Here is an 18,055-nt window from a genome sequence, read left to right on the forward strand (position 1 = left end):
GAGTATGAGATTCTTCGCGGAGTTTATCCTGAGGCATTATGAGATTCTTCGCTTCGCTCAGAATGACGCTTGCCGAAGGACTCAGAATGACGCTTGCCGAAGGGCTCGCAATGACAAATTACGGATTTTTTTAACAATCTCATTTAATTCCGCGTTCCGGAGGTTTTTATGTTTGAGGGAAGTTGCGTAGCAATAGTGACGCCGTTTAAGAACGATTCCGTCGATTTTGACACCATCAAAAAACTCGTCGATTTTCATATCGCCAATTCCACGTCGTGGATACTTCCCTGCGGGACGACCGGCGAATCCGCCACGCTTTCGCACGAGGAACACGAAGCCGTAATAGAGGCGGTGGTTAAAGCCGCCAAAGGGAAAATAAAGGTGGTGGCCGGCACCGGCTCCAACAACACCGCCGAGAGCGTGCGCCTTACGAAGTTCGCCGAAAAAATCGGCGCGGATGCCGCGCTTCTCATCTCTCCCTATTACAACAAGCCGACTCAGGCGGGTTTGCGCGCGCATTTCAAGGCGGTTGCATCGGCCGTGAAGTTCCCGATAATGCTCTATAATATTCAGTCGCGCACGGGTGTAAATATCGAGCCGGAAACGGTCGAGGCGATAGTCGCCGACAACTCCAATGTCGTCGGAATAAAAGAGGCGTCTGGTTCTCTTGAACAGATGAGTAAAATCAAGATGCTCTCCGGCCGTCTGGAATTACTTTCGGGCGACGATGCCCTTACCCTGCCTGTGCTGTCGATAGGCGGCGTGGGGGTGGTGTCGGTGGCGGCAAATATAATTCCCGCCGATACCGCCGCGCTGGTAAAAAGTTTTCTTGCGGGCGATGTTAAAAAAGCGCGCGAGATACACTATAAAATGTTCCCGCTGGTAAAGTCGCTTTTCATAGAGACCAATCCGATACCGGTAAAAACGGCCATGGAAATGATGGGACTTTGCGGCGGTTCGCTGCGGCTGCCTATGACGCCTATGTCGGACGCTAACAGGGAAAAACTCAAAAAAGCCGTGTCGGATTACGGACTTGTTCGCGGGTAATTCGCCGGACGGGCGCGGCATAATATGAGATACACCGAGGGTAAAATCGGCAGGATATTCGTAGCCAGATTCGACGAAGGCGATGACCTGCTTGAAGGCATCAAACGTCTGGCCGAAAAGGAAAAAATTAAGGCGGCGAGTTTCAATCTTTTGGGAGCGCTCACCGGACAGAAACTGGTGGTCGGCTCAAAAATGTCGCGCGGCAAAAATATACCTGATTGGGCGGCGGCTTCCGGAGAATGGGAAGTTTTGGGCTTCGGCACGCTTTTTCGGCTCGACGGCAAACCGGCGATACATCTTCACACGGCTACCGGCAAGAAGGGAAAGATGCTCGTCGGCTGTCTGCGTGGCGGCGGCGGAGTTTATATTACCATTGAATGTGTAGTACAGGAAATTCTCGCCGGAGGGATTGCCAAAAAAAAGAGCTCCGCCGGACTTTCCCTTATTGATTTTAAGAGAGGAAAAAAATGCTGAAGATCGCCATAGCGGGCGTAAAGGGCAAGATGGGCGCCAGGATACTTGCTCTGGCCGAAGCGGATTCCGCCGTCGATGTTACGGGAGTGTTCGAGGCCGCGGCCAATTCCGCCGTCGGAGCCACGGTGGATTTCCGCTCAAAAAAACTCGTCATAGGAAATTCCGCCGCCGCGGCCATCGCGGGCGCGGATGCCCTCATAGATTTTACGTCGCCGGCATCGTCTCTGGCCAATATTGCCGCCGCCGTAACGTCCAAAAAAGCGGTAGTGCTGGGCACCACCGGCTTTGATGCCGCAGCCGCGGAAAAAATCAAAGCCGCGTCCGTATCCGTCCCGATTGTTTTTTCTCCGAATATGTCCGTAGGAGTGAATCTGCTTTTTAAAATTGTCTCGGAAGTGGCTTCGGTCCTGAAAGATTACGATGCGGAGATTGTCGAACTCCACCATAACCAGAAAAAAGACGCTCCCTCCGGCACGGCCGCGAAACTTGCGGAATCGGTGATGTCCGTCGCGGCGAAGAAATTAATACACGGCCGCCAGGGGCTTACCGGCGCGCGTTCCAAAGACGAGCTGGGCGTGCACGCCGTAAGAGCCGGCGATATAGTCGGCGAGCACACTGTGTATTTTGCCGGACCCGGCGAGCGTGTCGAGATAACCCATCGCGCGCACTCGCGGGATTGTTTCGCCGCCGGCGCGATTTCGGCGGCCAAGTGGTTGAGCGGACGCAAAGCCGGTCTTTATACGATGCGAGACGTTTTGGGCATTTGAAAAAAACGCGATGATTGCGAGATTGCTTCGGTCGGTACGCCAATCACGCTTATGGCGGATTTCGCCAAGGGTGGAAACGGCGGAATGGTCGGGAGAATAGACGCGGAATGCTTGAAAAATAAAATCCCCCTGTGCCCCCTTTATAAAGGGGGAAAGAGGGGGATTTAATAAGTAAATATGAACATTACCGAAAAAATCAAATCTATCTTCGATAAAATTATCCCGACCGCTCCGGAAGAATCCGACAAGGATTACTGGGTATATCTGGCCGGCAACGTCGTGCTGACTCTGTTTTTCATCAATATATTTTTCTGGCTTTTATGGACGCTTATCGTTTATAAAGGCGGGATATTCATAAAAATCATCCCGGCTCTCCGGGCGCTTTTCACGTCGAAAACAATCGCCGATTTCGGTTACGAAGGATACCCGTTTGAAATGGGCGTGTTCGACGGATGGCCGGAGAACATCGTCGCTCTTGCGTTTACTTTGATTTTTATCGAACTTTGCCGCAGAGTGTATTTGAAAACTCTCAGACGGGATTCCGCGCCCGCCGGAAAGGATAGCAACGGATGAAACCCGAATATTCGGAAAAATTAAAGGCGCTTCCGCCTTATCTCTTTGTTGAAATTGATCGACGGAAAAAGGCCGCCATTGATCGCGGCGCCGACATAATATCTTTTGGCGTGGGCGATCCGGACATGCCGACGCCCCGGCACATAGTCGAGGCGGGAAAACTCGCGCTCGAAAATCCAAAGAATCACCAATACCCTTTCGGCTCCGGTCTTATGACTTTTCGCGAAGCGGTGGCGCGCTGGTACCGTTCGCGTTTCGGCGTTGAACTGAATCCCGCCAACGAAATTCACTCGCTCATCGGCTCCAAAGAAGGAATAGGGCACATTCATCTTGCTTTCGTTAATCCGGGCGATGTCGTGCTGATTCCGGAGCCGGGTTATCCCGTCTACAACACCGGAACGATTTTCGCCGGAGGCGAGCCGTGTTTTATGCCGCTCCTTGAAAAAAACGGCTTTCTTCCGGATTTTTCCGCCATCAGCGAGGAGAAACTGCAACGCGCGAAGCTGATGTTTTTGAATTATCCCAACAACCCGACCGCCGCCGTCGCCGATAGAAAGTTTTACGAGTCGGCCATCGAACTGGCCAAAAAATATTCGATAATTATCGCCGCGGACGCCGCGTATTCCGAAATATTTTACGATTCGCCGCCGATCAGTTTTCTTGAAATCGACGGCGCCAAAGAGGTCGGCGTCGAGTTTCATTCGTTGTCGAAAACCTACAATATGACCGGCTGGCGTCTGGGCTGGGCGGCCGGCAACGCCGACGTGATAAAGGGTCTTGCGTCCGTTAAGGACAATTATGATTCGGGAGTTTTTCAGGCGGTTCAGGAGGCCGGCGTGTGCGCTTTGTCGTCGTCGCAGAAATGCGTCGACGATGCCCGCAAGACCTACGCGGAGCGACGCGATACGCTGGTCGACGGATTAAGAAAACTCGGCTGGGCGGTAAAGCCGCCGTCGGCGACTTTTTACGTCTGGGCGAAAGTGCCGCCGACGTATAAATCCGGCGCTGTCGTTGCCAAACTTCTCGACGAAGCCGCCATAGTGACCACGCCCGGCAACGGTCTGGGCGCTTCCGGCGAGGGATACGTGCGCTTTGCGCTGACGGTGCCGGTCCCGCGCATAAAAGAGGCGCTTGAACGGATGGCCAAAATTAAGTGGTGAGCGTTGTCTGGGCGGCGCTCGGCTCCAATGTCGGCGACCGCATGAAAAATCTTGAGCGCGCCGCCGCGGAATTGTCCGCGCGCGGCATAAAGATTTTGAAAGTGTCGCGCGTGTACGAAACGCGCGAATTTACCGGCGACAAACAGAGACCTTATTACAACGCTGTCGCCGCGCTTGGAGTATCGGCGTCGCCGACGGGGCTACTGAGAATTTTTAAGGCGATAGAAAAAAAGCTCGGTCGCAGGAAGTCGCGCCGCCGTGGCCGCCCTCGTCCCATAGACCTGGACATACTTTTTTACGCGGACGCGCGCATATCGTCGAAGAAACTTGAAGTGCCGCATCCGCGGATGATCCAGAGAGATTTTGTGCTCCATCCGCTCGCGGAATTGACGGGCCGGCGGAAACTGCCGGTTTTCGGAAAAACCGCCTCCGAATTATTGTCGGCGGTCGAGCCGGCAAAACGCACCATAAAGCGCGCCGCGGGATTTTTGAAGTCGTATGGAGGAAGAAAATGAAGAAGAACCGGTTTATCAAGGACATCGCGGAGCGGTCGCAGGAGCCCGCGGGCAAAACGGACAGAATAATAAAAAATTTCGTCTCGGCGCTCGTCGATAATCTTAAAAAAGGCGAAGTCGTTTCTCTGTCGGGATTGGGGTCGTTCAGAGTCAAATCGCGCAAGGCGCGCCCGGCCAGGAATCTTAAGACCAACGAAGTCATCTCCGTGCCGGCGGGAAAGAAGGTCTATTTCCGTCCCACAAAACTTCTTAAAAAAGCCATACAGTGACATTATGAGATTGTTGAAAAAGTCCCCTTTGGTCGTCATTGCGAGCGCTGCCCCACTCTTGTCATTGCGAGGTCAAGGGCTTGCCCTTGACCGTGGCAATCTTACAATAAGCGAGATTGCTTCGTCGTTCATCAAGTGCAAGCACTTGATGACTCCTCGCAATGACAAATGGGCGAGAGCGGTCTCGCAATGACAAAAATATTTTTATGAACGTAAATTTGGTCTCGTATAATCTGAAAGTTTCTTCCGTTGTTTTTAAGGTTTGGGGCGCCGTAGCCGCCCTCAAGGGAATTTACGACATGGTTGCCGGCGAGCCGGAGGCGAATATGTTTTCCGCCGAGAAATGGCAGTTCGTGACCTACGAACAGTGGCTCAGATGGGGCGGTTTCGAGTTGACCTACGGATTATTCTGCGCGGCTTTCGGATATTTTCTTTATGCCGTCGCTTCCTCCGTAAAAACTCCGGACATATCTCCGGGAGCGAAATCGGAAGCCGTGAAGTCATAAGAGGCGCTTATGATAAAAGTGAAACCGTCTAAAATTCTCTCTGAGCTTCCTCCGTATCTTTTCGCAAGGATAAACGAGATTAAGCTGGAGGCCATAGCCAAGAAACTCGATGTAATCGACCTAGGCATGGGCAATCCCGACTTGCCGACGCCCGCGCATATTGTGGAGCGTTTGTGTGATTCCGTGCGAAACCATCCCAATACACACCGCTATCCGCAGGCCAAAGGCATGCCGCGTTTCCGTCGGGCGGTTTCGGGGTGGATGGAAAACAGATTCGGCGAGCGTTTTAATCCGGCCACCGAAGTCCTGGCGCTTATCGGCTCCAAAGAAGCCATAGCGCACCTCTGCATGGCGTACCTCGACCCGGGCGATGTCGCGTTGGTTTGCGACCCCGCCTATATGGTTCATTTCAACGGTGTGATGCTGGCGCGCGGCAAGATTCACGCAATGCCGCTTCTTGAAGAAAACGCTTATCTGCCGGATTTCGGCAAGATTCCCAAAAAAGTTCTTGCGCGCTCCAAGATAATGTTTCTTAATTATCCCAACAACCCGACGGGCGCCGTCGCTCCCGAAGAGTTTCTCAGGGAGGCCGTGAAGTTTTGCGCCAAAAACAACATCCTTCTGGTTTACGACAACGCATATTCGGAGATAACTTTCGACGGATACGTCGCGCCGTCCATATTTCAGATACCCGGCGCTCGCGGCGCCGCGGTGGAATTTCATTCGTTCTCCAAAACTTTCAATATGGCCGGATGGCGCGTCGGCTGGGGCGTCGGCGACGAAAAACTTATAAAGCCGCTGGAAAAATTCAAGTCGTTTCTGGACTACGGCGTTCCGACTTTCGTGCAATTGGCGGCCGCCTGCGCGCTTGAGTCGTCGCAGGATGCGGTCAGAAAGCAGTGCGGGATTTATCAGGCCAGACGCGACAAGATGGTCGAGGGACTCAACAAAATCGGCTGGCCGGTCGAATCGCCCAATGCCACTATGTATCTCTGGATGCGGCTGCCCGAAGGTTTCAGGTCGATGGGCTCTTTGGAGTTTTGCGGCAAACTCTTAAGGCAGACCGGCGTGGTGCTGGCTCCGGGCGTGGGATTCGGGAAACACGGAGAAGGTTATGTGCGTATGGCTCTTGTGACGCACAGCAACCGTTTTCACGACGCCTTGCTGCGTTTCAAAAAAGTTCTGAAAACGGGATTCTAATTTTTCGCCGCGCCGGATTGCCGGCGGAGAGCGGGCGGAACCTTCGGGGTAAAAAAATGAAAAAAATATCCATAGGACTTATCGGGTCGGGCGTTGTAGGCGGAGGAGTGCTCGAAATATTTTCCAAACATTCCGCATCCATATCGCGAAGGATAGGCGCAAAAGCGAAAATCGCCGCCGTATGCGATGTCTCCCCGCGCAATGTGCCGGCGGCTTACAGAAAAGTTTTTGTCGCCGATTGGCGCAAGATAGTCGCGGACCCCGGCATCGACCTTGTCGTCGAGCTTATAGGCGGATACGAACCCGCCGCCACGATAATTCTTAAATCATTGTCGTCGGGTAAAAGCGTGGTCACCGCCAATAAAGCGGTGCTTGCCGCCCGCTGGGGCGATGTTTTTTCGGCCGCGCGGCGGAACTCCAAGCTTGTGTATTTTGAGGCCGCCGTCGGCGGAGCCATTCCCGTGGTGCAGGCCATTAACGAGGGGCTGGCCGCCAACAGGATAACTTCAATTTCAGGCATCTTAAACGGCACGTCGAACTATATGCTCAGCGCCATGCACACCGACGGGATATCGTTCGCGGCGGCGCTTAAAAACGCGCAGGCCGCCGGCTTTGCCGAGGCGGATCCTTCGTGCGACGTCAAAGGCATCGACACCGCCAACAAACTGGCGATACTTACCTCGATAGCCCTCGGCGCGCAGGTAAAGTTGCGGGATGTGTCCGTGGAAGGCATAGAAGGCGTGTCGGCCGTCGACGTAGCGTGTCTGAAAAATGAATTCGGACGGGTAATAAAACTTATCGGAAAGACCGTCATAATGCCCGACGGCGGCGTGGACATCACGGTTCGTCCGAGAGTAATATCGCCGACGCATCCTTTCGGAAACGTGAACTGGGAATATAATGCCGCGCTTATAAGCGGGGATTCCGCCGGAGACCTTATGTTTTACGGCAAAGGCGCGGGACGTCTTCCCGCGGCTTCCGCGGTTGTCAGCGACATTATTTTCCTGTCTCGCCAGATAGTCAGCAAAAGCGCCGGCGTTATGCCGTACGTAGAGTATGACCCGTCGAAAAAAGTACGCATATTGACGTCGTCCGCGCGCGAAGGTTACTACTATCTGCGGTTTACCGTCTCGGATAAACCCGGAGTTCTTGCAAAAATCGCGGCAGCTTTGGCGGCGCGCGGGGTTTCTATCGCTTCCGTATATCAGAACGAGGCGCCGTCCGGCAAAAACCCGGGCGGAGCTGCGATAATAATAATTACGCACAAGGCCAACGAGGCCGCTCTTTATTCGGCGCTCGAAGCGATATCGCGGCTGCGCATTGTAAGAAAGAAAACAGTAGTATATCCGATGGAAGGGTAAATCATCCGCCGCCTTAGCTCAGCGGTAGAGCAACGGTTTTGTAAACCGTAGGTCCCCGGTTCGAATCCGGGAGGCGGCTTTTGTTTTTTTAAGGAGTGAAGTTATGGACATAAAAAAAGAGATAGTATCTATGGCGCGCGCCGCCAAAGACGCGTCGAGAATTATGGCGGGTATGTCCTCGTCGAGAAAAAAAGAAATTCTTGCGGCGATGGCTTCTGCCGTCGAAAAAGAAAAAGACGAGATACTCTTCGAGAATTCCATAGACGTCGACGCCGCCGGCGAAGCGGGGCTGTCGAAAGCGCTTATAGACCGCCTCAGATTAGACGACAAAAGAATATCCGCTCTGGCTTCATCCATAAGAGAAATCGCCGCTTTGGGCGACCCCGTGGGCGAAGTAATATCCGAATGGACGCGCCCGTCGGGCATAAGAATAAAAAAAGTCCGCGTTCCTTTGGGCGTGGTGGGAATGATATACGAATCCCGACCCAACGTGACGGCCGACGCCGCGGCGCTGTGCCTGAAATCCGGCAACTCCGTTATACTCCGCGGCGGTTCCGAAGCGATAAACTCGAACCACGCGATAGTGCGCACAATTTTAAAGGCGGGATACGATGCCGGTCTGCCCGAAGGCGCCGTGCAATTCGTGGAAACCGCCGACCGCGCCGCGGTTCTGGAACTCATAAAACTCGACGGCCTTGTGGACTTGATAATACCGCGCGGTTCCGAACAGATGATAAGATTCGTCAGGGAGCACGCCGTGGTTCCGGTGCTCGCGCACGGCAAGGGTTTGTGTCACACCTACGTCGATAAAGCGGCGGATTTGGCTATGGCCGCCAAAATCGCATTCAACGCCAAATGTCAGCGCCCCGGAGTTTGTAACGCTATGGAAACGCTGCTTGTGCATAAGGACATCGCCAGGGATTTTTTACCCGGGATTTGCGAGAATTATTCCAAGGCCGGAGTCGAGGTTCGCGGCTGCGCCGTAACGTCGTCGATATTTCCCGACGCGGTGAAAGCGACCGACGAGGATTGGTCCACGGAATATCTGGATTTGAAAGTGTCGGTAAAAGTCGTGGATTCTCTTGAAGCGGCCATAGCGCATATAAACGTTTACGGCTCCGGACATTCCGAGGCGATAATAACCTCCGACGAGGCCGCCGCCAAAAAATTTCTCGCCGAAGTCGACGCCGCAGCGGTCTTTCATAACGCATCCACGCGACTGCACGACGGAAGCGTGTTCGGATTGGGCGCTGAAATCGGCATATCCACTCAGAAATTGCACGCGCGCGGAACAATGGGCGCGCGCGAATTGACGACAACGAAATTTCTGGTTTACGGCAACGGCAATATCAGGGAATGAACGGTCAGATGAGGATAGGAATTTTCGGGGGTTCGTTCGACCCTCCGCACAACGGACACTTGCGAGTCGCCATTGCCGCCGCCGACGAACTATCGCTGGACAAACTGTTTTTCGTGCCCGCGCTTGCGCCTCCCCACGCCATATCCAAGACACTGACCCCGCCGGACATCAGGATGAAAATGCTCCGCGAACTATCAAGGCGCGACGAGAGATTTTACATCGACGATTATGAACTGCGCCGACGCGGTCCGACGTACACCTATGAGACGATAAAACGGTTTCGGAAACGCTTTCCGCGCGCGGAGGTCTTTTTTGTGCTGGGCTCCGATTCCCTCGCCGACATCCCTCGCTGGAAAAAAGGCGCGCAACTTCCCGATATGTGCCGTTTCGCCGTCGCCTTACGGCCGCAAAGCGGCGTCGCCGCGCTTATCGACAAGGCCGTCAAACTTAAAGTCAGGCCGCCGGCCGTATCGTCGACGGCCATCCGCCGCGCCGCGCCGTTTACCGGCGGATTTTTGTCCGGAAAAGTTCCCGCGGCCGTCGCGCGGATTATTCTCGACAACTATTTATATGTCGACGAAGCCGTCGCGGCTTATCTTAAAAAGCGGCTTGACAACGCCAAATACCGGCACACTCTGGGCGTGGCCGCGACAGCCGTCGCATTGGCGGCAAAACACGGCGCCGACCCCCGACGCGCGCGGCTGGCCGCGCTCATACACGATATGGGACGCGTGATGCCGTCGGCGAAATATCCGTCGTACTTAGCGCCAGCGCCGCGCCCGGCCGGAATGCCGTCGGCGGAAACGGCAGCGGCGAATCCGTTTCTTCTTCATTCTTTCGTTTCGGCGCGACTGGCGCAGAAAATATTCGGCATCAAAGACAGAGTAGTTCTTAACGCGGCCGCTCATCACACTCTTGGTTGTCCGTCGAAGTCGTCGACCGTTTACGACGATATAATCTACGTCGCCGACGCCGTGGCTCCGGACAGAAGATTTCAGGGCGTCGCGCGCCTTCGCCGCGAGGCGTTCGGCGATTTGAGCCGCGCCGTATTTCTTTGCGCGTTGATGAAACTCGGCTATGTGCTGAAAAAAGAAAAATATCTTGCGCCGGAGGGTGTTGCGGTTTACAACTCCCGTCTTAAAAAAATAAAAAAATGAGACAAAACCTTTCCCGCTATGCCCTGGCGTTTTTTGCCCTCATCATGGGTGTTTCCATAATAATGACCGGGCGGGATCCCGTCGCGCTCGCGCTTGCGTTGAGGGGCGATAAGCGGATTAATATTCTTCTTATGGGTATGGACGCGGTGGAATCGTCGAAACATACCGATACGCTGATGCTCCTGAATTATTCCGTCAGGGAGCAAATGCTCAATGTTATATCCATTCCGCGCGATACCCTGGTAAGATACGAAGGCGGCCGCGCCAGAAGGATTAACGAAGTATATCCGATGATCCGCAAAAAAACTTCCACCGACGCGGAGGCGGCCGCCGAGTTTTTGAACTTCGTCAACAATAATCTTTTTCGCGGACGGCTCGAAATCCGGCATTACGTTCAGGTCGATTATGAATTTTTTACGCGCCTTGTGGATATGCTGGGCAAAATACGCGTGGAAATAACCGAGCCGATGAAGTACGACGATTTTGCCGGCAAACTGCATATAGATTTTTCCACGGGAATACATCATCTCGACGGAAAAGACGCTCTCAAATACATAAGATACCGCGGGAAAGGCAGCGACATAAGAAGAATTTCGCGGCAGCAAAAATTTCTCATAGATTGGCTCAAAAGCGCCAGAAAGCCGCTGGTTCTTGTAAGATTTCCAAACATAATATCGGCCTTCAGGCGCGGCACCAACACAAACATAGGATTATGGGGCGTATCGAGCTTAATGTTCGAGTTCAGAAGTTTTGACACGGCGAATATCAGATTTTTCACGCTGCCGGGCAAATTTTATTCGTATTACTGGCAGTACGACCCGCAATCCGCCGAAGAGCAAATATTTCGGGTCATAGGAACGCACGCGCCGAGGCAGACCACATACCTGGCGGATGTTTGGAACGCCTCCGGCAAACCCGGGGCCGCCCGCGCCGCCCGCGATGCGCTTATAAAATCCGGATTCAACGTAATCGAATGGGGAAATTATTCCGTCTATCAGCAGCGAACGGTCATAAAAAATATGTGCGAGGAAGTGTCGGCGGGGCTTGTGGCCCGCAACGCTTTGGGCTGCGGCGATATAATCAACCGCTACGACGCTGCCAGAAACGTAGATGTATCCGTCATTATCGGTGAAGATTATGAGTCGCAATGACGGATGTCAAATATTTTACTCGGAGGAAAACGCATGAAATCTACAACCCTTGCCGGAAAAATAGCCGAAATACTCGATTCAAAAAAAGCCGTCGACACGGCGGTGTTCAATGTTTCGAGATTTACAATCGTGGCGGAATATTTCGTGGTGGCTACCGCGACTTCGGACACTCATGGCCGAGCCCTTCTCGACGAAGTGGAAAGAGTCCTTGCCGCCGACGGCATTAAGGCGCTTCGTGTCGAGGGGAAGACGGCCGGTTCATGGACGGCGGCGGACTTCGGCGGCGTTATACTTCATATTATGTCCGGAAAATATCGCGCCGAAGTGGCTTTGGAGAAACTGTATGCGGACGCAAAGAAAATAGTCCGGCGCGAGCCGCCGGCAAAAAAAATGCCTAAGGCGAAAGCCAACAAAAAGAATGTTAAAAAAAGATCTGAAAGAAAAAATATCGCGGCGCCTCGCGGATAAATACGGCGTCCTGCCGGAATTCGCCGTCTCCACTCCGCCTTCCGGCGTGGGCGGGGATTATGCGGTGAATCTGCCTATGATACTGGCCAAGAAAGCCGGAGTCAATCCAAAGCAGCTTGCCGCGGACATAGCCGTCGAGCTTTCGTCGCTGCCGGAAATAAAGCGGGCGTCCGCGCTCGGCGGTTTCGTTAATATTGAAATTGAAAACGACTATTTATTCGGAGTTGTCGGCCGTTTCGATGAGCCCTCGCCGTCAGAGCCGAAAAGAATATTGATAGAGTTCGTCTCGTCCAATCCTACGGGGCCGCTGCACATAGGCCACGGCCGCTGCGCGGCCATAGGCGATTCTCTTGCGCGGCTTTACGAGTACCTGGGCGCTAAAGTCGAACGGGAATATTATGTAAACGACGCGGGCAATCAGATTAAAATACTCTCAGCGTCGGTCGCGGCCCGTATTCGTGAACTCGACGGTCGCGGTTCGCCTTCGGATTTTCCGGAAAATGGATACAAAGGCGAATATATCTATGACATAGCGCGAAAGGCCGTCGCGGCGGGAGTCGTAGACCCGGGAATTTTTGCCCGCGATATCATAATGGAAGAAACCCGCGACGACCTTGCGGGATTTAGAGTAAAGATGGACACTTATTTCAGCGAGACGTCGCTGCTGCCCAGGGTAGATGCAATGCTGCGCGACTTTATTTCGCGCGGTCTGGCATACGAAAACGACGGGGCTCTCTGGTTTTCCGCGCTTTCGGAAACATCGGCCGAAGTCGACGGGGAAAAAGAGGAACGGGTTTTAAGAAAGCGCACGGGCGAGCTCACTTATTTCGCGTCGGACATCGCCTACCACGCCGACAAATATTCGCGCGGATACGACGAAATCATCGACGTGTGGGGAGCCGACCATCACGGTTACGTGGCAAGAATCAAAAATTCCGTCAAGGCGCTCGGGCTCGACGCGTCGAAACTGAAAATTATTCTCTATCAGCTGGTTTCTCTGAAACGCGCCGGCAAGAAAGTGGCTATGTCGACGCGCGCCGGCGAGTTCGTCACTCTCAGGGAGATAGTCGGGGAAGTCGGCGCCGACGCGGCCAGATTTTTTCTTTTGGCAAGGGCTCCGGCGTCACCGGTGGAGTTCGACGTGGACTTGGCAAAAAAGCACTCGTCGGAGAATCCGGTTTTTTACGTGCAATACGCCCACGCGCGGATCTCGTCGGTTTTTGCAGAAGCCGCCCGACGCGGATACCGCGTGCCGGCGGAGGGAAAAACAATCGACCTTGCCTGTTTGAGCGGCGACGAGGCCGAGCGCGATCTTGCCAAATCCATAGCGACACTCGGCGACACATTCGAGCTTTGCGCGCGCGAATACACCGCGCATCACATAACGGCGCATCTTCTTGAAATCGCCCGTCGTCTTCATAATTTTTATGAAAAATGCCGTGTGCTTTCCGACGACAAAGATATGGCCGCGTCGCGTCTGGACCTGTTGTCGGCGGCGCGGCGGGCAATAAAACTGGGGCTGTCTGTTTTGGGAGTCGAAGCGCCGGATAAAATGTAGAAGTCGGCAGTAATAAAGACAGTGTATAGTGTATAGTGGTTAGTGAATAGTAAAAAGATACTAACCTCTATCCACTAGTCACTATTCACTTATCTTACTGGAGGAACAATGGTTGACATCTTCAATGAAGCCGATGAGCGTCTTAAAGTAAAAACATACCGCGATTGCACGGTAACGCCCAATCTTCCCGAGAAACTTCTGCCGCTGGCCGAGCTCTCGTCGAATCTTTGGTGGGTATGGAACTCGCAGGCCGTGGAGCTTTTCCGCCGCATGGACCGCGATCTCTGGGAAAAAGTTTATCACAATCCCATAAAACTCCTCGGTATGATTTCTCAGGACAAGCTTCAGACGCTTGCCTCCGATAATAGTTTTATATCGCATATGGAGCGCGCGCACACCGATTACACGCGTTACATGAAACTCGATACTTGGTTCCGGAGCGCTTATCCGAAAGCGTCGGATTTTTTAGTTGCGTATTTTTCGGCGGAATTCGGTTTGTGCGAATCCCTCCCGATATACGCGGGCGGTCTGGGAATTCTGTCGGGCGACCACCTGAAATCTTCGGGCGACCTGGGTATACCCCTTGTGGGCGTGGGTCTTCTGTACCGCTACGGTTATTTTCATCAGTACTTAAATATCGACGGATGGCAGCAGGAAGAAATGGTTGAAAACCATTTCACCAAGATGGCCACCGAGCGGGTCCGCGGTTCCGACGGCAAACAGCTGAAAATTTCGGTTGAACTCCCGTCGGGCGAAGTCCGCGCGCAACTGTGGCGCGTTAAAGTCGGCCGCGCGGAACTCATACTTCTTGACACTGATTTCGACGGCAACACGCCCGAAGGCCGCAAACTCACGTACGAACTCTACGGCGGCGATCTTGAAATGAGAATTTCGCAGGAAATATTGCTGGGTATAGGCGGAGTCAGAGCGCTGGCGGCCATGGGATACAAACCCACGGTTTATCATATGAATGAAGGCCACGCCGCTTTTCTCTCCGTCGAGCGCATAGCCATGTTGATGCGGGATAACGGTCTGGATTACGCCGCCGCCCGCGAGGCCGTGGCGTCTTCCAACGTGTTTACCACGCACACACCCGTTCCGGCGGGAAACGATCTCTTCCCGCAGGAACTGATAGAAAAATATCTTGAGCCGTACTACGAAAATCTTGGCATGTCCAAAGACAGTTTCATGTCGCTCGGACGCGTGAATCCGTCGGACGCCAAGGAAGGTTTCTCCATGCCGGCTCTCGCGCTGCGGCTGTCGGCTTTTGCCAACGGCGTTTCGCGCCTGCACGGCGCGGTGTCCCGCAAAATGTGGCAGGCCATCTGGCCGGGCCTTAATCGCGCCGAAGTTCCGATAACACATATAACAAATGGTATCCACGCCAACACCTGGATATCTTACGAAATGGCTTCGCTGTTCGACCGATACATCGGTTCCGTCTGGAAAGACGAGCCGGCGAATATGAAGATATGGGAGAGTGTCTCGGAAATCCCCGACGCCGAAATATGGAGAAGTCACGAGCGACGCCGCGAACGCCTTGTGGAATTTGTGCGCGCCCGTCTTAAAAAACAGCTTGAGCGGCGGGGAGTTTCCCAAAGAGAAGTACAGGCCGCCGATGAAGTCCTCGACCCCGAGGCACTTACCATCGGGTTTGCGCGGAGATTCGCCACATATAAAAGGGCGACTCTCATATTCCGCGACATCGAGCGGCTTAAACAAATTTTCAACCGCAAGGATATGCCGGTGCAGTTGATTGTCGCCGGAAAAGCGCATCCGCGCGACGCCGAAGGCAAGGAACTCATAAAGCAGCTTATACATCTTGCGCGCGACCCCGACCTCAGGGGCAGGATAGTTTTTATCGAAGATTACGATATGAACGTGGCGCACTACCTTGTTCAGGGCGTCGACGTATGGCTGAACAACCCCCGCCGTCCGCTGGAGGCGTCGGGCACGAGCGGAATGAAAGCCGCCGTAAACGGAGTGCTCAATTTGAGTATTCTCGACGGATGGTGGTGCGAAGGTTACGACGGCAACAACGGCTGGGCCATCGGCCGCGGCGAAGATTACGAGGACCCCGAAGCGCAGGACGAAGTGGAGAGCAAGGCGGTTTATGATTTATTTGAAAAAGAACTCGCCCCTCTTTTCTACACCCGCGGTCACGGAGGGCTGCCAAGAGGATGGATCAGGAAAATGAAGGACTCCATGAGATCCATCTGTCCGGTGTTCAACACCAACAGAATGCTTAAAGAATACACCGAGAGGTTCTACATCAACGCGCATTTGGATTATGTCGATCTTGCCGCCGGCGGTTACTCCGCGGCCAAGGCGCGCGCCGGATGGCTTGCCGGAGTTCATCGTTATTGGAAGGACGTGTCCATATCCGCGGCCGAGGACACTATTAACGGAGAACTAAAAATCGGCGACGAGTTCGAGATAACCGCACGAGTCCGGGCGGGATCTCTGAAACCGGAAGATCTGCGGGTCGAGGCCCTTTGGGGATATGTCGATTCCAGAGGCGGGTTCGACGCGCCGAGGGTCAACGTTATGACAGCGGAGGGAAAATCCGGCGACCAGATTGTCTACAAAATAAAAGTCCGCGCCGACCGTATAGGCCATTGCGGGTATGCCCTGCGTATTATGCCTAATTCGGATAGGCCGCACATTCGCTATGCGCCCGGACTGATTATTTGGAAGTAGAATATCGCAAGATACTTATTTGGTCATTGCAAGCCCGTCGCCGTCTGTCACCCTGAGCGAAGCGAAGGGTCTCGGTTTCCTGCTCCAACTTCCTGAAGGGTCACGTAACTTGTAACGAGATTCGAAAAACTGAGATTCTTCGCGGAGTTTATCCTGAGGCGACAGAGATTCTTCGCTACGCTCAGAATGACGCTCGCCGAAGGATTCAGAATGACAAAAGCGAGCGGGAAGCTTGCAATGACAACGGTTTTTGTTACGGTTACAAATAAAAAGCCCCCCGAAATAAACGGGGGACTTTTTATTTGTTGCTTTGCGAAAGAGTTTTCGCAAACTGCTTATTTTTTTTTGCCTTTCTTTCCTCTTCTTACCATTTTGGCTCTGGAAACGTTGCCTTTTTTGTCGAGGAAATAGAGGTAGCCCGGGTCTTTTTTCACGCCGACTTTCTCGACGAGTTCGGGCTTGCCGCCCTTTTTGCCGCCTCTGGCCATTTTGGCTCTGGCTACGTCGCCTCTTTTGTCAATGTAATAGAGGAAACCCTCTGCTCTTTTGACACCTACTTTTGCGATTAATTCTGCCATTCTTTACTCACCTCCTTTTTTCGCGAGTTTAAGTTCTTGATTGATTTCTTCTTCCGTCGGCACGGGCCCCGACTGCTGGGGATACACAAACACCCTGCCCTGGTAGTTTTTCAATATGACGGCTCTTTTGTTTTTGGATATTACGTAATCGGGGGCCACGGGAATTTTGCCGCCGCCGCCCGGAGCGTCTATGACGAACGACGGAACTGCGTAACCTGTGGTGTGGCCTCTCATCGCCTCTATGATGCGAAGACCCGACTGTAGCGGCGTGCGGAAATGATCCGTTCCGGGCGCAAGGTCGCACTGGTAAATGTAGTACGGACGCACGCGGATGGACAGAAGTTTGTGCATCAGTTCCGTCATAATAGCCGGTTTGTCGTTTATACCTTTAAGAAGAACTGTCTGCGAGCCGAGGGGAATGCCGGCTTCCGCAAGCATTGCGCAGGCGTCGCGCACTTCGGGAGTGATTTCTTTGGGATGATTGAAGTGTATGCTCATAAAAAGCGGATGATGTTTTTTGAGTGTGTCGCAGAGATTTTTTGTTATCCGCTGGGGGATGGTCACCGGCGCCCGTGTTCCTATTCTTACTATTTCAACGTGAGGCACGGAACGTATGCGCGATATTATGGCGTCGAGCCGTTCGTCGCTTAAAAGAAGCGGGTCGCCGCCGGAAATCAGCACGTCGCGGACTTCCGTGTGCTCTTTTATGTACGCGATTGCGGTTTCGAGATTTTCATCGGTAAGCGAGGCTTCCGACGCGCCGACAATTCTTCTTCTGGTGCAGTGACGGCAGTACATCGCGCAGGCGTCGGTAACGAGAAACAAAACTCTGTCGGGATATCTGTGAACCAGACCCGGAGCGACCGTGTCGTGCTCTTCGCCGCACGGATCCGACAATTCGTGCACGCTGGTCTGGAATTCTTCGACGGCGGGGATGGCCTGTTTTCTTATGGGGCAGTTCGGATTGTTTTTGTCCATCAGGCCGGCGAAATACGGAGTAATCGCCATTTTCAGCCGCCCTTTGGAATAACCAATGGCTCTTTTTTCCGAGACGCTCAGATTGATGTACTTGGAAACTTCGTCCAGAGAGGTAATTCTTTTTTTAAGCTGTTCTTTCCACGCGGCGTTTTGATCGGACGCCGTACTCGGTGGTTTTTCTGTCTCAGCCATCGGTTCTCCTGATTTTTTAGGTTCCGTGTTTTTCACTTTTT

Annotated in this window: 18 protein-coding genes and 1 tRNA gene; 17 read left to right on the top strand and 2 right to left on the bottom strand. The window is 53.4% G+C overall.

Translation table 11 applies throughout. The features are described from left to right. Positions 1-168 precede the first annotated feature (168 nt). From CVU77_06225 to CVU77_06305, 17 genes are all read left to right on the top strand, one after another. The gene (locus tag CVU77_06225; protein PKN01179.1) at positions 169-1,047 is read left to right on the top strand and encodes a 4-hydroxy-tetrahydrodipicolinate synthase; all 879 of its coding nucleotides are present in this window, start codon (positions 169-171) and stop codon (positions 1,045-1,047) included. A 24-nt stretch (positions 1,048-1,071) separates the two neighbouring features. Continuing rightward, complete coding sequence (locus CVU77_06230) at positions 1,072-1,521, top strand: DNA-binding protein (protein ID PKN01180.1); 450 nt, start codon at positions 1,072-1,074, stop codon at positions 1,519-1,521. Further along, a complete protein-coding gene (locus CVU77_06235; GenBank protein PKN01181.1) occupies positions 1,515-2,288 on the top strand; it encodes a 4-hydroxy-tetrahydrodipicolinate reductase in 774 nt (257 codons plus the stop codon). The genes CVU77_06230 and CVU77_06235 overlap by 7 nt, the downstream gene beginning before the upstream one ends. A 177-nt stretch (positions 2,289-2,465) precedes the next feature. Then, complete coding sequence (locus CVU77_06240; protein ID PKN01182.1) at positions 2,466-2,861, top strand: hypothetical protein; 396 nt, start codon at positions 2,466-2,468, stop codon at positions 2,859-2,861. Continuing rightward, positions 2,858-4,021: an LL-diaminopimelate aminotransferase gene (locus tag CVU77_06245; GenBank protein ID PKN01183.1), complete on the top strand. Its 1,164-nt coding sequence runs from the start codon at positions 2,858-2,860 to the stop codon at positions 4,019-4,021. Before CVU77_06240 ends, CVU77_06245 begins: the two co-directional genes overlap by 4 nt. Further along, positions 4,015-4,536 carry a 2-amino-4-hydroxy-6-hydroxymethyldihydropteridine diphosphokinase gene (gene folK, locus CVU77_06250; protein ID PKN01184.1) on the top strand — a complete coding sequence of 174 codons (522 nt, stop codon included), beginning with the start codon at positions 4,015-4,017 and terminating at the stop codon, positions 4,534-4,536. Before CVU77_06245 ends, folK begins: the two co-directional genes overlap by 7 nt. Then, a complete protein-coding gene (locus CVU77_06255) occupies positions 4,533-4,805 on the top strand; it encodes a hypothetical protein (GenBank protein ID PKN01185.1) in 273 nt (90 codons plus the stop codon). Before folK ends, CVU77_06255 begins: the two co-directional genes overlap by 4 nt. Positions 4,806-5,011: 206 nt before the next feature. Then, complete coding sequence (locus tag CVU77_06260; protein PKN01186.1) at positions 5,012-5,311, top strand: hypothetical protein; 300 nt, start codon at positions 5,012-5,014, stop codon at positions 5,309-5,311. A gap of 9 nt (positions 5,312-5,320) precedes the next feature. Then, positions 5,321-6,511, top strand: coding sequence for an LL-diaminopimelate aminotransferase (locus CVU77_06265; GenBank protein ID PKN01187.1), 1,191 nt, complete (start codon positions 5,321-5,323; stop codon positions 6,509-6,511). 56 nt (positions 6,512-6,567) lie between these two features. Then, positions 6,568-7,872 carry a homoserine dehydrogenase gene (locus CVU77_06270; GenBank protein PKN01188.1) on the top strand — a complete coding sequence of 435 codons (1,305 nt, stop codon included), beginning with the start codon at positions 6,568-6,570 and terminating at the stop codon, positions 7,870-7,872. A gap of 7 nt (positions 7,873-7,879) precedes the next feature. Beyond that, a tRNA-Thr gene (locus CVU77_06275) sits at positions 7,880-7,951 on the top strand. Positions 7,952-7,975: 24 nt separating this feature from the next. Then, entirely contained in the window at positions 7,976-9,232 is a 1,257-nt protein-coding gene (locus tag CVU77_06280; GenBank protein ID PKN01189.1) for a glutamate-5-semialdehyde dehydrogenase, read from the top strand. Next, positions 9,229-10,389 (top strand): nicotinate (nicotinamide) nucleotide adenylyltransferase, encoded by a 1,161-nt coding sequence (nadD, locus tag CVU77_06285; GenBank protein ID PKN01190.1) that lies wholly within the window; start codon positions 9,229-9,231, stop codon positions 10,387-10,389. Before CVU77_06280 ends, nadD begins: the two co-directional genes overlap by 4 nt. Next, entirely contained in the window at positions 10,386-11,540 is a 1,155-nt protein-coding gene (locus CVU77_06290; GenBank protein ID PKN01191.1) for a hypothetical protein, read from the top strand. The genes nadD and CVU77_06290 overlap by 4 nt, the downstream gene beginning before the upstream one ends. 3 nt (positions 11,541-11,543) lie before the next feature. Beyond that, positions 11,544-12,008, top strand: a complete 465-nt coding sequence (gene rsfS, locus CVU77_06295) for a ribosome silencing factor (protein PKN01192.1) — start codon at positions 11,544-11,546, stop codon at positions 12,006-12,008. Then, on the top strand, positions 11,959-13,566 hold the full coding sequence (locus CVU77_06300) for an arginine--tRNA ligase (GenBank protein ID PKN01193.1): 1,608 nt from the start codon (positions 11,959-11,961) through the stop codon (positions 13,564-13,566). The genes rsfS and CVU77_06300 overlap by 50 nt, the downstream gene beginning before the upstream one ends. 108 nt (positions 13,567-13,674) lie before the next feature. Beyond that, a complete protein-coding gene (locus CVU77_06305; GenBank protein PKN01194.1) occupies positions 13,675-16,266 on the top strand; it encodes an alpha-glucan phosphorylase in 2,592 nt (863 codons plus the stop codon). Positions 16,267-16,601: 335 nt separating this feature from the next. On the opposite strand, the gene CVU77_06310 is transcribed toward CVU77_06305, so the two are convergent. Both CVU77_06310 and CVU77_06315 read right to left on the bottom strand, forming a co-directional pair. Continuing rightward, positions 16,602-16,844, bottom strand: coding sequence for a hypothetical protein (locus CVU77_06310; GenBank protein PKN01195.1), 243 nt, complete (start codon positions 16,842-16,844; stop codon positions 16,602-16,604). A 3-nt stretch (positions 16,845-16,847) separates the two neighbouring features. Beyond that, on the bottom strand, positions 16,848-18,014 hold the full coding sequence (locus CVU77_06315; protein PKN01196.1) for a lysine 2,3-aminomutase: 1,167 nt from the start codon (positions 18,012-18,014) through the stop codon (positions 16,848-16,850). Positions 18,015-18,055 lie beyond the last annotated feature (41 nt).

The organism is Elusimicrobia bacterium HGW-Elusimicrobia-1, from assembly GCA_002841695.1.
Lineage (GTDB): Bacteria > Elusimicrobiota > Endomicrobiia > PHAN01 > PHAN01 > PHAN01.